This is a genomic window from Aegicerativicinus sediminis, assembly GCF_015476115.1.
GTDB lineage: Bacteria > Bacteroidota > Bacteroidia > Flavobacteriales > Flavobacteriaceae > Aegicerativicinus > Aegicerativicinus sediminis.
Genome location: NZ_CP064295.1, coordinates 571,815 through 586,755, shown reverse-complemented (window position 1 = coordinate 586,755; position 14,941 = coordinate 571,815). Strand labels below are relative to the sequence as shown.

Here is a 14,941-nt window from a genome sequence, read left to right as displayed (position 1 = left end):
GGCACTCCTCCCTCTCTAATTAATAGCAATGTCTGATACAAAGCATTTAAAACTTGAAAATGTTTATCAAGTGGCTAAAGGAGATTCAAATCGAATTCTTAAGTATCTTGAACAATTCAAAGTCCTTATTCCAGAAAGATTGGAGCAATTGAATCTTGCCATGTCACAAAAGAACAGATTGAATATTCGTCAAGTTCTTCATAAAATGAGCCCACAACTTCAATTTTTTGGGATTACGGACCAAATACTCCATGTTCAGAGATTGGAATTTGAATATGAGACCATGCCATTTTCTGAAATTGAAGTTCTAGTTGATGATATAATTATTATCTTAGAAGAGGCTGTTAATGAAGCTACTGCAATTATAGACCAAGGTTTTGAATAACTCCAACCAAAATTTAAAATCTTACGGATGTCTGGTTATAGACGACGACCCTTTTATCGTTGATCTTTTATCAGATAAACTAAAACAATATTTTCCTGAACTTCACTTGTTAGGAGTTGGCAATAATGGTGAAGAAGGTTTGCAAAAAATAGCCAAGTTAAAACCGGATTTAGTGTTCTTAGATGTTGAGATGTCTGATATGACTGGGTTCGAAATGTTATCTAAACTAAGTGATATTTCCTTCAATACCATTTTTATAACATCTTATCGTCATTATGCTATAAAAGCTATTCGCTTTAATGCTCTGGACTATCTTTTAAAACCATTCGATATAGATGAATTAAAGAATGCAATAAAACGGTTTAAGGCTAACATTAGGAGTTCTAATTCTATCCAGAATATTAGATTAGCCATTAAAAATTCTGACCTAAAGGAATCTGCCGATAAGATTTTGAGTTTGCGTACTCAGAGTGGTGAACTTCATCTGCCCTTGAAAGAAATAATTTATATAGAAGGGGATAGAAATTACAGTAAAATCCACCTTTCCACAGGTGCCAAAAAATTAGTTTCTAAAACTTTGGCAGACTTGGAGGATTTGTTGGTTGACAAAGCTTTTTTTAGAAATCATAAATCTTTTTTAGTCAACCGTACACATATTGCCGAAACTTCACAAAATCTTGGATATATAATTTTAATGACAGGACAAAAATTACCAGTTTCACGAAGGCGACGGCAATCCCTTAAAACTTGGTTAGATTATCATTTGTTATGATGAAAGTTTTTGTCGTAATTCTCCTGATATTTTCGTTTAATTTTCAGAACTACCCATCGAAACGCAGTGATAGTTTAAACCTTGAATACGAGAAAATTTCTGGATCCGTTAATGCGGAGAAGGAGATAGACATTTTGTACAACCTTTTTTTAGAATATTTAACCAAAGACGAGAATTATAATGAAGCTTATTTCCGAGGAGCACGTCTAGAACGATTGATAAACGAAAATCCTGATTTGCAATTAGTTAAAGAAATTCGTCCGAATTTTTATCATAAAATGGGTTGGTTGAATTCATCTTTTGTTCAATACGGAAAAGCGGTGAATTATTTAGAATTGGCCTTGGCTTCAGTTTATGAAAGTACCGATAAGCAACTGAAAACAAATGTTCGCGGTACCTTGGCCTTTAACTATTTTCTCAACAAACAAATTGAAGAAGCCTTTAATTTAGCCAACCAATCGTTAAACGAAGCTGAAGAATCTCAAGATGAAACCCTTATTGCAAATGCCAATATCACCTTTTATGCATTATTAATAGATAGCCTTCCGTCTCAAGCCTTGAGTTATGCAAAGAAGTCGCTTGCCACCAAAGATTTAAGAGCCCTATCCCATAGAAATATAAATATAGGCACTTGTTATAAAGCCATGGGAGTACTTGATAGTGCTCTATATTATACAGAAAAAGGCTTAAAGATTGCTTTAGACAACAATTTTAAACAGCAGCAGTCTAATGCTCATGTACAATTAAAATATATCCATTACGATCTTGGAGAGTTTGAAGATGCTATAGAACACGATATGGCTTTTGATGAAGTAAACAAAGATTTGGCATCCTACGATTCAGGTATGAGACTGTTTTCTATTAATCAATCCTTAAATGAAGATCGAATTAAACTTCAGCAGAAATTATTGGATGAAAAGTTTTACAGACAAAGAATTATCATTTATGGATCCATAATAGTTTTAATAGTAATTGTCCCGATTCTTATTATTCTAATTAATCGACTCAAATTAATTGAAAGGCAGAAACGGGAAATTGAAAAAGAAAGAACTAAAGCTCAAATTTCTGAAAGGCACAAGGAACAATTTTTGGCAAACATGAGCCATGAAATAAGAACCCCTATGCATGCAATTTCAGGTATGTCAAATTCTCTTTTAAGAAATCCAAAATCAGGTAATTTAGAAGAATATTTGCGTGCCATTAAGACTAGTTCGGATAATTTATCGGTATTGTTGGATGATATCCTTGATTTGTCTAAGATTGAATCAGGAAAACTTAAAATTGAAAATAAGGCATTCAATCCTGCCAAATTAATTGACGAAATTTTGCATCTTTTTGCCTTAAAAGCCGATGAAAAGGGTATTAAAATTTCAATGCAAATTGATTCTAATGTTCCTTCATTAATTATTGGAGATTATAGTCGACTTAATCAAATTTTAATTAACCTAATTGGCAATTCTTTGAAGTTTACTGATGAAGGTTCTGTTTTAATAGAAATGACTAATGAAGGTCAGCGTTTGCGGTTTGCGGTTAGAGATACAGGGATAGGGATCCCAAAAGAACAACAGGACTTAGTTTTTGATACGTTTGAGCAGGGTGAAATGTCAAAATCTCAAATTTATAAAGGCACCGGTTTGGGACTAAGCATTGCAAAAAAATTAATTGAACTACAGGGAGGTACCATCTGGTTAGAAAGTGAGCAAGGAGTGGGCAGCACATTTTATTTCGAAATTCCATTTAAAGTGCCGGATACGGAACTAGAGGATATTGAAGTAATTCTAGAGGACACATCAAATGCCAAAAGGATAGAGGGATTAGAAATTCTATTGGTTGACGATGATGAATTTAACCTTATGGTTATAAAAGATGATCTTGAGTATTATTTTAAAAATCCAAATTTATCAATTGCCAAAAATGGTGAAGAGGCGTTAAGCTTGTTTAAGAAGAATAAATTTGATCTAATTTTTATGGATATGCATATGCCTATTTTAAATGGATGTGAAACGACAATTAAAATTCGGGAAATAGAAAAATTTGAGAATCTTAAACCGACGCCAATTATTGCAATGACGGCAAATATTTTAGAATCTGAGGTTAACAAATGTTTGGCTGCAGGAATGGAAGAATATATTTCCAAACCTTACAATAGTGAAGATCTAGTGGTGAAAATTTTGGCTGCTTTGGACAACAAATAAAAAAGGAGCGCCTTTCGAGCGCTCCCATACCATTATTTAATAGATTTCTTTAAATAATAGTTGACTGACCCAAATGAATGTTAGTGAAATTTAAGTTTGAATCTTTAGGATGCGCAATAAAATCTTCAATAAAATCTCCAACTTTTTGGGTGGTGATATTATTGAATCTCGCATTTAAATCGGGGGTAGTAATGTTGAGTTTAAGTGATTTCTCAACCCCCTCGCGTATAAGTTCAGCTTCTTCGTAAAGCTCGAAATGATCTAATAACATAGCAGCAGAAAGGATTGATGCCAATGGATTGGCGATGCCTTTCCCTGTTGCTTGCGGATAGGAACCGTGGATAGGTTCGAACATTGAATATTTGTCTCCCACTGATGCTGATGCCAATAATCCAATTGAACCTCCAATAACACTTGCCTCATCCGAAATAATGTCTCCAAACATATTCTCGGTCAACAAAACATCAAATTGTTTCGGATTAAGTATCATCTGCATGGCTGCATTATCTATAAATAGAAAATCCAATTCCACATCTGGATAATGCTCTTTGGCCAATTCAGTGACTACTCTTCTCCATAATCGGGAAGTTTCAAGAACATTGGCCTTATCAACCAAGGTAACCTTATTTTTTCTAGATTGAGCTGCTTTAAATGCTAAGTGAGCAATACGCTCAATTTCTTCCTTAGAATAAGAACATAAATCAGAAGCATGGTTGCCATCTTCTGAAAGTGTTTTTTCGCCAAAATAAATCCCTCCTGTTAACTCACGATAAATACTAATATCCGTGTCCTTAATATTATCACGTTTCAATGGAGATTTACTTAAAAGGCTGTTATAAGCTTTAACCGGACGAATGTTTGCATACAACCCGAGAGACTTGCGCAATTTTAGAAGCCCTTGCTCTGGCCTTACCTTCGCTGAAGGATCATTGTCATATTTAGGATGGCCTATGGCACCAAACAATACAGCATCTGATTCCTTACATAGATCTAATGTAGATTCTGGTAAGGGGTCACCATGATTGTCAATGGCGATTGCTCCAACATCAGCACTTTTAAAAATAAATGTATGATTAAACTCTGTGGCAATAGATTTTAGGACCTTTATAGCCTCATTCGTTACCTCTGGTCCAATTCCATCTCCTGCTAATACTGCAATTTGTAATTTCATATGTATCTAGGACTTAAAGCCTAGTTGTTCTTTTATTCTACTTCAGTTTCTATATGTCGATTGGAAGCTTTTTTATTTTCAAACCGCTGGATTAGGGATTTTTGACTTATTAAATAGTCAATATCATCATACCCATTAATCATACAAGTTTTTTTGTAGGCATCAATATCAAAACTTTCAGTTTTGTTAGTTCCTATAATCGAAACAGTCTGATCTTCCAAATTCACTTTTAATTCAGTTTCCGGATTTTTCTTTATAGTTTCAAAAAGATTATCAAGAAATCCTTCGCTAACCTGAACAGGTAACAATCCATTATTAAGGGCATTACCTCTAAAAATATCAGCAAAAAAGCTGCTAAGAACTACCTTAAAACCATAGCCAACCAAAGCCCAAGCGGCATGTTCCCTACTAGATCCACATCCAAAATTATTGCCAGCAACTAATATGCTGCCATCGTACTTAGGATTGTTTAAGGAAAATTCTGGATTAAGACTTCCGTCTTTCTTAAATCTCCAGTCCCTAAAAGCATTGTCACCAAACCCTTGTTTATCTGTGGCTTTTAAGAAACGCGCCGGGATTATTTGATCCGTGTCGATGTTTTCAATTTCTAACGGAACTGCAGTTGATATTAAGGTTGTAAATTTTTCCATTTAATTCAATTGAGCGCTTACATCGATTATTTTTCCTGAGATTGCCGTTGCGGCAGCAGTAAGCGGGCTAGCCAAAATAGTACGTGCACCTTGTCCTTGTCTACCTTCAAAATTTCTGTTGGAGGTTGAAACGCAATATTCGCCTTCAGGAATTTTATCATCATTCATTGCCAAACAAGCGGAACAGCCGGGCTGTCTTAACTTGAAACCAGCTTCTTCAAAAATATCTTTTAATCCTTCTTCAATAATTTGGGCTTCCACTTGTTTGCTTCCAGGAACTAACCAAGCCGTAACATTTTCAGCTTTTTGTTTTCCTTTTATATAGTCAGCTGCAATACGGAAATCCTCTATACGAGAATTTGTACAGCTTCCTATAAACACGTAGTTAATTGGTTTGTTGACCAGCGATTCCCCGGCCTTGAAGTTCATATACTGCAAAGATTTTTTAAAAGATTCATCATTCTCAACAGGGATGCTGCCATTAATTTTAATACCCATACCTGGGTTTGTCCCATAGGTAACCATCGGCTCTATGTCGGCAGCATCAAAATGAATTTCTTTATCGAAAATTGCTCCGTTATCTGTCGGTAGGGTTTTCCAATAGGCAACCGCTTGTTCATATTCTAAACCTTTAGGAGCAAATTCCCGTCCTTTTACATATTCAAAAGTCGTCTCGTCAGGTGCAATCATACCGCCGCGAGCACCCATTTCAATACTCATATTACAAACCGTCATACGGCCTTCCATACTCATGTTCTCAAACACATCTCCAGCATATTCACAAAAATGTCCGGTGCCAGCATCGGTTCCTATTTCAGAAATAATATAAAGAATAACATCCTTTGGAAGCACGCCAGGTTTCAACTTGCCATTCACGGTAATTCTCATGCTTTTTGGTTTTGAAAGCAATAAACACTGACTTGCAAAAACCTGGGCAACTTGACTAGTTCCGATACCAAAAGCAATGGTGCCAAAAGCGCCATGGGTAGAGGTATGGCTGTCACCACAGACAATGGTCATTCCTGGTTGGGTTATGCCTAATTCAGGTGCCATTACATGTACAATACCATTATAAGGATGGCCTAAACCGTAAAAGGTAATATCGTTCTTTTCGCAATTTTCTGCCAACTGTTTCAACTGCTTTCTAGACAATAAATCCTTAACTGGTAAATGTTGGTCGACAGTAGGAGTATTGTGGTCTGCGGTAGCGACCACCTGTTGGGGTCTAAAAATTGGAATCCCGCGAGTTTCTAATTCATTGAAGGCTTGCGGGCTTGTTACTTCGTGTATTAAATGTTTGTCGATATATAGAATATCTGGACCGTTTTCAATTGAATCAACGACATGCGCATCCCAAACTTTATCGAATAGGGTCTTTTTCATTAAGCAGAAATAATTTCTTTGTAAACTTTACTTTTTTCTATTATTTGGTGAATGTCATTATCATTCACTTCTTTTTTGGTGTCGGCAAGATCTAGGAAATTGCTGTATATTTCATCCAACTGTAATTTAGTTAAATTATAACCGATATTTTTGGCTCGATAAGCCAATGCGGCTCTACCACTTCGCGCTGTTAAAACAATTGCAGATTCGGTAACTCCAACATCCTTAGGATCAATAATTTCGTACGTTTCACGATTTTTGATTACCCCATCTTGGTGTATTCCGGAACTGTGTGCGAAAGCGTTGCTCCCAACAATAGCTTTATTAGGTTGAGTATAAATACCCATGCTATCTGAAACCAACTGACTCATACCATATAACATGGAAGTATTAATGTTGGTATTAAAATTTAAGTATGGGTGTTGCTTTAATATCATAACAACCTCTTCCAAAGCAGTATTTCCGGCGCGCTCTCCTATACCATTTATGGTACATTCAATCTGCCTCGCCCCATTTATCACACCTTCAATTGAATTAGCCGTGGCAAGACCCAAATCGTTATGGCAGTGGCAAGACAGTATTGCTTTTTCAATACCCTTTACGTTTTCTTTTAGGTATTTAATTTTTGCTCCATATTCATTGGGTAAACAATATCCCGTTGTGTCTGGAATATTCAAGACGGTTGCACCTGCTTTAATGGCTGCTTCACAAACCCGAGCTAAATACTCGTTGTCTGTTCTTCCAGCATCTTCAGCATAAAATTCCACATCCTCAACAAAGCTTTTGGCATACTTAACCGCTTCATAAGCTCGTTCTAATATTTTCTCTTGTGTGGATTTAAATTTGTGGGTAATGTGGGATTCTGAAGTGCCAATTCCTGTATGTATGCGAGGAGTTCTAGCCAATTTTAAGGCTTCAGCGGCTACTTTAATATCATTTTCATTTGCTCTTGTTAATCCACAAACAGTAGCATTTTTGACAATTTTTGAAATTTCTACTACAGATTCAAAGTCTCCTGGGCTGGAGACAGGAAATCCTGCTTCAATAATGTCAACTCCAAGTTCATCTAGTTTCTCTGCAATAACAAGTTTTTGTTTGGTGTTTAACTTACATCCAGGAACTTGTTCCCCATCTCTTAAAGTTGTATCAAATATTTGAATAGTTGTTTCAGGCATTATAAAAAAATATATTTTTAGTATTGTACTACGAAAATAGATTCTAGGCAAGGAAAAAGGTATTTAAAAAATGGAAGGCTTACGATGTTTAAATTAATTGCTTCCAATTTAATATATTGAAAATCAGTAGTTAATACTTTATTTTATTTGATGATAAAAGGGCCAAAAGATAACTTGTTTTTACTCATTAAGTCTTTGAACAAGTCTGAAAAACGACAATTCAAACTTTATGTAGGGCGTTTAGGTGTTAATTCAGATTCAAAATTTCTGAATTTATTTAACCTTTTAGACAAGGCCTCTGTATATGATGAAGCTGAAATTTTAAAAAGCGGCATTGTTAAAAAACAGCAATTGGCAAATGTGAAATCGCATCTTTACAAGCAGATTCTAATCAGCCTTAAACTCAATCCTTCACATCAAAATGTACGTTCGCAAATCAGGGAACAATTAGATTTTGCTTCAATTTTGTACCACAAGGGTCTATATAAGCAAAGTTTGAAAATATTAGATAAGTCTAAGGAATTAGCAATTCAAAATGAAGAGAAAAATCTTGCATATGAAATTGTTGAACTTGAAAAAATTATAGAATCTCAATACATAACACGGAGTATCAGTGGTAGAGCGGATGAGCTTACTGTGCAAGCGAAAGAATTAAGCACAGCCAATGTAATTGCTAGTAAGTTGTCTAATCTTTCTTTACAATTATATGGCCTTTTCTTAAAAACTGGTTACGCAAAAAGTAAGGAGGAAGGTGATAAAATAACCGCCTATTTTTACCGTCGCCTACCAAAATTTAAGATTTCAGAATTAGGTTTCCGGGAAAAATTATGGCTTTATAAAGCACATTTGTGGTATAGTTTTCTAATGCAGGACTTTTTGAATAGCTACAAATATGCATCAAAATGGGTGACCTTATTTTATGATAACCCAGATATGATCAATCTGCATCCTGTATTTTTCTTGAAAGGGCACAATTATTTATTGGAGGCTTTATTCTTCTTAAGACAAAAGCCAAAATTCGGTAAAACCTTAGAAAAATTAGAATCGATAGTTAATCAGAAGGATTTTCCTAGGGATGAGAATGTAGAATCATTAATATTTCTTTATACCCAAACCGCAAAGTTGAATTACTATTTTATAGACGGTAGTTTTGAGGAGGGCCTAAAAGTTATTCCTAAAATGGAAGCCAAATTGAAACATTATGAGGATCGTTTAGACGAACACCATTTGATGATCTTCTATTACAAATTTGCAAGTATGGAGTTTGGTGCAGGTAATAATAAACGGTGTATTTTTTATTTGAATAAAATCATCTCTAATCGTTCATTAAGTATGCGGGAAGACCTCCAATGTTTCGCACGCATATTGAATTTAGTCGCGCATTACGAGGCTGGAATGGATTATCATTTGGAGTCACTTCTTAGGAGTACATATAAGTATTTGTTGAAATTGGAAGATTTGTATGAGGTACAAAAGGAGATGATTAATTTTATCAAAGGCCTTCAAGACATTTACCCTCATGATTTAAAGGATGCCTTTATAAATTTGCATTCCAAACTAACCAAGTATGTTGATCATCCTTATGAAAGGCGCGCATTTCTTTACCTTGATATAATTTCTTGGCTTGAAAGTAAAATTGAAAATCGATCTGTGGGCGATATCATAAGGGAGAAGTATTTGTTGACTTTAAAAAACGCCTCCTGAAATAAAAATTTTCCGATTTATTTGGAAATTCAATTAATCTAATGCAATCTTTGCAGCACAAAGTTCTGGATTTGTACTGAAATGTTATCAAGAAAGGTGGAGGGATTAGACCCATTGAAGCCTTAGCAACCCTTGTTTCGGTTCTTCGGAAAAAGAAGGTGCTAAATTCTACTCATGTTGAGATAGATGACACAGAAATGAGAAACTTCCAATTTCCTTTCCTTTTAACATTTTTTACTATCCGAACCACTTAATTACTAGTGGATATGCCGTTATTTTTAATAAGAATTAAGTTATGAGTGAAAGCAAGTACCATTTTGAAACCGAAGCAATTCGAACTCAGGCCGAGAGATCTTCATTTCTAGAGCATTCAAGTCCAATTTATGTGACTTCAAGTTACGTTTTTGAGGATGCAGAGGATATGCGAGCTTCATTTACTGAAGAAAAGCAGCGCAATATCTATAGCAGGTTTTCTAACCCGAATTGTACTGAATTTGTAGAAAAAGTGTGCAAGATGGAAGGAGCTGAAAGTGGTTTTGCTTTTGCCACTGGCATGGCGGCTGTTTTCTCCACCTTTGCAGCCTTATTGTCCTCCGGGGACCATATCGTATCTGCGCGGTCGGTTTTTGGCTCTACCCATACTTTGTTCACTAAATATTTCCCAAAGTGGAATATTAATACAAGTTATTTCAAGGTGAACGAATTGGATAAAGTAGAATCTTTAATCAAACCTGAAACCAAGATTTTATATGTGGAAAGTCCAACAAATCCTGGAGTGGAAGTTCTAGATTTAGATTTTTTAGGAAAACTTGCAGCAAAACATAATATATTGTTTGTTGTGGATAATTGTTTCGCTACTCCCTACATTCAAAATCCTATAAAATTTGGTGCTCATCTGGTAATTCACTCTGCTACCAAATTAATGGATGGTCAAGGAAGGGTTTTGGGTGGAATTACTGTTGGTCGGGCTGACTTAATAAGGGAGATTTATCTTTTCAGTAGGAATAGCGGCCCGGCTTTATCACCATTTAACGCTTGGGTGTTGTCTAAAAGTTTAGAAACTTTGGCGGTAAGAGTTGAAAAGCACTGTGAAAATGCTACCAGATTAGCCGAATATTTAGAAGGTCATTCTAACGTACTGAGTGTTAAATATCCATTTTTGAAATCCCATCCAAAATATGAGGTAGCTAAAAAACAGATGAAATTGGGAGGTAATATAGTTGCATTTGAAATTAAAGGAGGGCTTGAAAAAGGCCGTGATTTTTTGAATAAGATTTTATTTTGTACACTTTCTGCTAACTTAGGCGACACAAGAACAATAGTTACCCATCCTGCGTCTACAACCCATAGTAGTCTTTCTGAGGAGGATAGATTAGAAGCGGGTATTACTTCTGGATTAATTAGGGTATCAGTAGGGCTGGAGGCAGTTGAAGATGTCATTGAAGATATTTCGCAGGCTCTTAGTTAGAAGGGAGATATTTTCCTACTTTTAGACTATGCTTTCTAAGAAAACAAAATACGGAATAAAGGCACTTACCTATTTGGCAAGGCATAAAGACAATCAACCAGTACAGATTGGAGTGATAGCAGAAAATGAAAATATTTCGCAAAAATTTTTGGAAAGCATTTTGCTGACCTTACGAAAGAATGGATTTTTAGGTTCTAAAAAAGGAAAAGGGGGAGGTTATTATCTTAGAAAAGATCCCAAAGACATACAAATGGCGGCCATCATGCGAATTTTGGAAGGGCCAATAGCAATGGTGCCATGCGTTAGTCTAAACTTCTATGAAAAGTGTGATGACTGCCCAGATGAGACTCTATGTGCCGTACATAACTTAATGATAGAGGTTAGAGATAGTACATTAAATATCTTCAATAATAAGTCCTTGGCCGATTTAATTTAAGAATTTAACGATTAATGATTTGATTATAAAATATTTCTGTGTACGTTTGCATTTAAATCCTACTAACCCGATAGGATAATTAGATTTAATATGAAAATACAGCTTCCAATAGAAGAAATTAACAGAGAGTTGAGGTATAAATCTCCAGAGGAAATAATTGATTGGGCTTTAACTCTTTCTGAGAACCGTATTGTTACAACCAGTTTTGGTGTTTATTCAGCCGTATTACTAAGCACTTTCTATAAAAAAGATAGTGATATTAAAGTGGTCTGGTGTGATACCCTATTTAACAATGATGAAACCTACGAACACGCCCTTAATTTAATAAGGCGATTCAATTTGAACATCCAGCACTTTAAACCGCTAAAATCTAAGGAACAAATTATTTCTGAAGTTGGTCTTCCAGGTATAGACGATCCACTCCATAAAGAGTTCACCAATATCGTGAAGATTGAGCCGTTTAAACGTGCTTTAGAAACGGTGAGGCCAGATTTATGGTTCACAAATATCCGTGTTCGTCAAACTGAATACCGCAATTCAAAGGATATTTTAAGTTACAGCAAAGATGGGATTCTTAAAGTAAGTCCTTTTTATTATTGGTCTGATGAGGATTTGGATCAATATGTAATCGATAAAAATTTACCGAAAAACACGGCCTATTTTGATCCTACCAAGGTTTTAAATAATAGGGAGTGTGGCATACATTTTCAATAAGAAATGCAAAGTTTTAGAACTGAAATAGAGAATCCGTTAGTCGAACGCGACATCATTGAATTAGAAAAGAAGATTCGGCTTTTTCGTGAAGGTCGAATAGATGAAGAGCGTTTCAGAAGTTTACGTCTTGCCCGTGGTGTATATGGGCAGCGTCAGCAGGGAGTTCAGATGATTCGCATTAAATTGCCTTATGGTAAGGTAACGGGCGATCAGTTAATTAGAATTTCAGATGTTTCCGATGAATATTCAACAGGAAAACTCCACATTACAACACGGCAGGATATCCAAATTCACTATGTTAGTTTAGATAGAACCCCGGAATTATGGGCAGATTTGGAAAAGGACGATGTTACCCTTCGTGAAGCATGTGGTAATACCGTCAGGAATGTAACAGCAAGTGAGACTGCGGGAATAGATCCTAACGAACCTTTTGATGTTTCTCCTTATGCCCATGCGGTCTTTCAGTTTTTCTTGAGAAATCCGGTTTGTCAGGAAATGGGTAGAAAATTTAAAATTTCTTTTTCATCATCAGATGAGGATTCTGCCCTAAGTTATATTCACGACTTGGGATTTATACCAAAAATTAAAGACGGTAAAAGGGGCTTCAAAGTTATGCTAGGTGGAGGGTTAGGTTCCCAGCCTCGGCATGCAGATGTGCTTTATGAGTTTTTGGAAGAGGAATATCTAATTCCTGTTACAGAAAGTGTACTTCGCATTTTCGATAGACATGGTGAACGCGCTAAACGTCTAAAAGCGAGGATGAAATTTCTTGTTAAAGACATTGGATTAGATCAATTTATTCAACTTATAGAAGAAGAAAAAAGAGCCTTGTCGTGCCAATCTTACGCAATTGATACAAAATCATTAACTACGGAGGTAGAATTAGCCAAAAATCCTGCTCCAAAGGTTTCCATTCAAGATTTAGAGACCTATCAATCATGGAAACAACAAAACGTTTTTAAGCAAAAACAATCTAATCTATTTGCGATAGGAATTAAGGTGCGACTAGGTGATTTTTCAACTGAAAAAGCACGAAAACTTGCCAATTTAGTTAAGACTTATGCTGCAAATGAAATTAGATTAACGCTAAGACAAAATATTTTGATTCGGCATGTTAAAGAAGGTGATTTACCATTTTTTTACCAAGAACTAGAATCGCTCGGTTTTGCGGAATTAGGTTATAAATCTAGTTTAGATATAACAGCTTGTCCAGGCACTGATACCTGTAATCTGGGAATTGCAAGTAGTACTGGTTTGGCCATTGCTTTAGAAGAAGTTCTGAACGAAGAATATCCTCAATTCGTAACTAATAAAGATATTACAATAAAAATTTCTGGATGCATGAATGCCTGTGGGCAGCATAACATGGCCCATATTGGATTTCAAGGAATGAGCGTCCGTACAAAAGATAAACGAGTAGCTCCTGCTGTTCAAGTATTGCTTGGAGGAGGGGTGTTAGGTAATGGAAAAGGAAGGTTCGCTGACAAAGTAATAAAGTTGCCTTCCAAACGTGGTCCACAAGCTTTACGGGAATTGCTAGATGATTTTGCCTTAAATGCATTTGACAATGAGGATTTTCTGTCCTATTATGATCGTTTAGGCGAAAAATATTTCTACAACTTATTGGTTTCTCTTTCGGATGTTGACAATTTGGAAGATGATGATTTTATCGATTGGGGAAATACCAGAAGATATATTCAAGCTGTAGGTATTGGTGAATGTGCTGGGGTGGTTATTGATTTGGTTGCAACCTTAATTCTTGAGGCGAAAGAAAAGTTAGATCTTGCAACAGAATCGTTTGAAGATGAAAAGTGGTCAGATGCTATTTATAACACTTATACTTCGTTTATAAATGGGGCTAAAGCCTTGCTCACCTCAGAAAATATTTCAACAAATTCTCAGGCATCGATAATAGCAAAATTCGATGAGGTTTTTGTTGAATCTGGAAAATTGATTTTGAGTGCTGATTTTAAATCCTTGGTATATCAAATTCAAAACAATGAACCTACAAAAGAATTTGCCCAAAACTATGCTGAAGATGCGACAGCATTTTTCGAAACTATCGAGAAATTCAGAACCAAAGAATTAAGTCATGCTGAATAGAGATACTACCCCAAAACTTACAGTAGTTGGTGCCGGACCAGGTGACCCTGATTTAATCACCTTAAAGGCGATTAAGACTTTGAAAGAGGCAAATGTAGTTCTTTATGACGCTTTGGTGAATGAGGATTTGTTGAGTTATGTAAATCCGAATGCGGAAACCATTTTTGTTGGTAAACGAAAAGGTTGCTATGCGTATCACCAAGACCAAATAAATGATTTAATTATCAACAGGGCTTTTAGTAAAGGCCATGTCGTAAGACTTAAAGGCGGTGATCCCTTCATTTTTGGGAGAGGGGCTGAAGAAATTGATTATGCTAGGCAATTTGGACTTCAAACTGCTGTTGTGCCAGGAATATCTTCTTCGGCTGCAGTGCCGGCTTACCAAGGAATTCCTTTAACAAAAAGAGGTGCCTCCGAAAGTTTTTGGGTAATTACCGGCACAACTAAATCCCATAAAATCTCTCAAGACGTTGCTTTGGCGGCGGCCTCGACTGCGACTGTGGTGATTCTTATGGGTATGAGTAAATTGTCTGAAATTGTTCAATCTTATAAAAAGGTTGGTAAACATGAAACCCCAATAGCCATCATTCAAAATGGAACTACCCTTTTAGAAAAAGTAGGTATAGGGACTATTGAGGACATAGAAAAAATTGTAGAAAAAGAACAATTGAGCTCGCCTGCAATTATCGTAATAGGTGAGGTAGTAAGACAGAGAGTAATTCTTGATCAAATTTCCAAAGAAGAATTCAATAATAATAATATTTATCAACAACTTCCAATATAAT

At 35.7% G+C, this 14,941-nt stretch carries 13 protein-coding genes and 1 riboswitch; of the genes, 9 read left to right on the top strand and 4 right to left on the bottom strand.

Annotated elements, in window-relative coordinates:
• The first annotated feature begins 28 nt into the window (after positions 1-28).
• Genes ISU00_RS02630 through ISU00_RS02620 form a run of 3 tightly spaced genes read left to right on the top strand, consistent with a single transcriptional unit; the run spans position 29 to position 3,352 of the window.
• The gene (locus ISU00_RS02630) at positions 29-385 is read left to right on the top strand and encodes a hypothetical protein (protein WP_228852486.1); all 357 of its coding nucleotides are present in this window, start codon (positions 29-31) and stop codon (positions 383-385) included.
• Entirely contained in the window at positions 378-1,157 is a 780-nt protein-coding gene (locus ISU00_RS02625; RefSeq protein WP_228852485.1) for a LytR/AlgR family response regulator transcription factor, read from the top strand. Before ISU00_RS02630 ends, ISU00_RS02625 begins: the two co-directional genes overlap by 8 nt.
• Positions 1,154-3,352, top strand: coding sequence for an ATP-binding protein (locus ISU00_RS02620; protein ID WP_228852484.1), 2,199 nt, complete (start codon positions 1,154-1,156; stop codon positions 3,350-3,352). Before ISU00_RS02625 ends, ISU00_RS02620 begins: the two co-directional genes overlap by 4 nt.
• Before the next feature lie 49 nt (positions 3,353-3,401).
• On the opposite strand, the gene leuB is transcribed toward ISU00_RS02620, so the two are convergent.
• From leuB to ISU00_RS02600, 4 genes are read right to left on the bottom strand one after another with little or no spacing between them, the layout of a single operon-like run.
• Positions 3,402-4,523 (bottom strand): 3-isopropylmalate dehydrogenase, encoded by a 1,122-nt coding sequence (gene leuB / locus ISU00_RS02615; RefSeq protein WP_228852483.1) that lies wholly within the window; start codon positions 4,521-4,523, stop codon positions 3,402-3,404.
• 32 nt (positions 4,524-4,555) lie between these two features.
• Entirely contained in the window at positions 4,556-5,173 is a 618-nt protein-coding gene (leuD, locus tag ISU00_RS02610) for a 3-isopropylmalate dehydratase small subunit (RefSeq protein WP_228852482.1), read from the bottom strand.
• On the bottom strand, positions 5,174-6,556 hold the full coding sequence (leuC, locus tag ISU00_RS02605; RefSeq protein ID WP_228852481.1) for a 3-isopropylmalate dehydratase large subunit: 1,383 nt from the start codon (positions 6,554-6,556) through the stop codon (positions 5,174-5,176). It lies immediately after the preceding gene.
• Positions 6,556-7,731, bottom strand: coding sequence for a 2-isopropylmalate synthase (locus ISU00_RS02600; RefSeq protein ID WP_228852480.1), 1,176 nt, complete (start codon positions 7,729-7,731; stop codon positions 6,556-6,558). Before ISU00_RS02600 ends, leuC begins: the two co-directional genes overlap by 1 nt.
• A 150-nt stretch (positions 7,732-7,881) precedes the next feature.
• On the opposite strand from ISU00_RS02600, the gene ISU00_RS02595 reads away from it, so the two are divergent.
• From ISU00_RS02595 to cobA, 6 genes are all read left to right on the top strand, one after another.
• A complete protein-coding gene (locus ISU00_RS02595) occupies positions 7,882-9,435 on the top strand; it encodes a hypothetical protein (RefSeq protein WP_228852479.1) in 1,554 nt (517 codons plus the stop codon).
• Between the two features lie 81 nt (positions 9,436-9,516).
• Positions 9,517-9,628, top strand: a riboswitch (SAM riboswitch).
• 102 nt (positions 9,629-9,730) lie between these two features.
• Positions 9,731-10,903, top strand: a complete 1,173-nt coding sequence (locus ISU00_RS02590) for a trans-sulfuration enzyme family protein (protein WP_228852478.1) — start codon at positions 9,731-9,733, stop codon at positions 10,901-10,903.
• Between the two features lie 28 nt (positions 10,904-10,931).
• Positions 10,932-11,339 (top strand): RrF2 family transcriptional regulator, encoded by a 408-nt coding sequence (locus ISU00_RS02585; protein WP_228852477.1) that lies wholly within the window; start codon positions 10,932-10,934, stop codon positions 11,337-11,339.
• Positions 11,340-11,429: 90 nt separating this feature from the next.
• The gene (locus ISU00_RS02580) at positions 11,430-12,053 is read left to right on the top strand and encodes a phosphoadenosine phosphosulfate reductase domain-containing protein (RefSeq protein ID WP_228852476.1); all 624 of its coding nucleotides are present in this window, start codon (positions 11,430-11,432) and stop codon (positions 12,051-12,053) included.
• A 3-nt stretch (positions 12,054-12,056) separates the two neighbouring features.
• Complete coding sequence (locus tag ISU00_RS02575) at positions 12,057-14,156, top strand: nitrite reductase (protein ID WP_228852475.1); 2,100 nt, start codon at positions 12,057-12,059, stop codon at positions 14,154-14,156.
• Positions 14,146-14,940, top strand: coding sequence for a uroporphyrinogen-III C-methyltransferase (gene cobA, locus ISU00_RS02570; protein WP_228852474.1), 795 nt, complete (start codon positions 14,146-14,148; stop codon positions 14,938-14,940). Before ISU00_RS02575 ends, cobA begins: the two co-directional genes overlap by 11 nt.
• Position 14,941 lies beyond the last annotated feature (1 nt).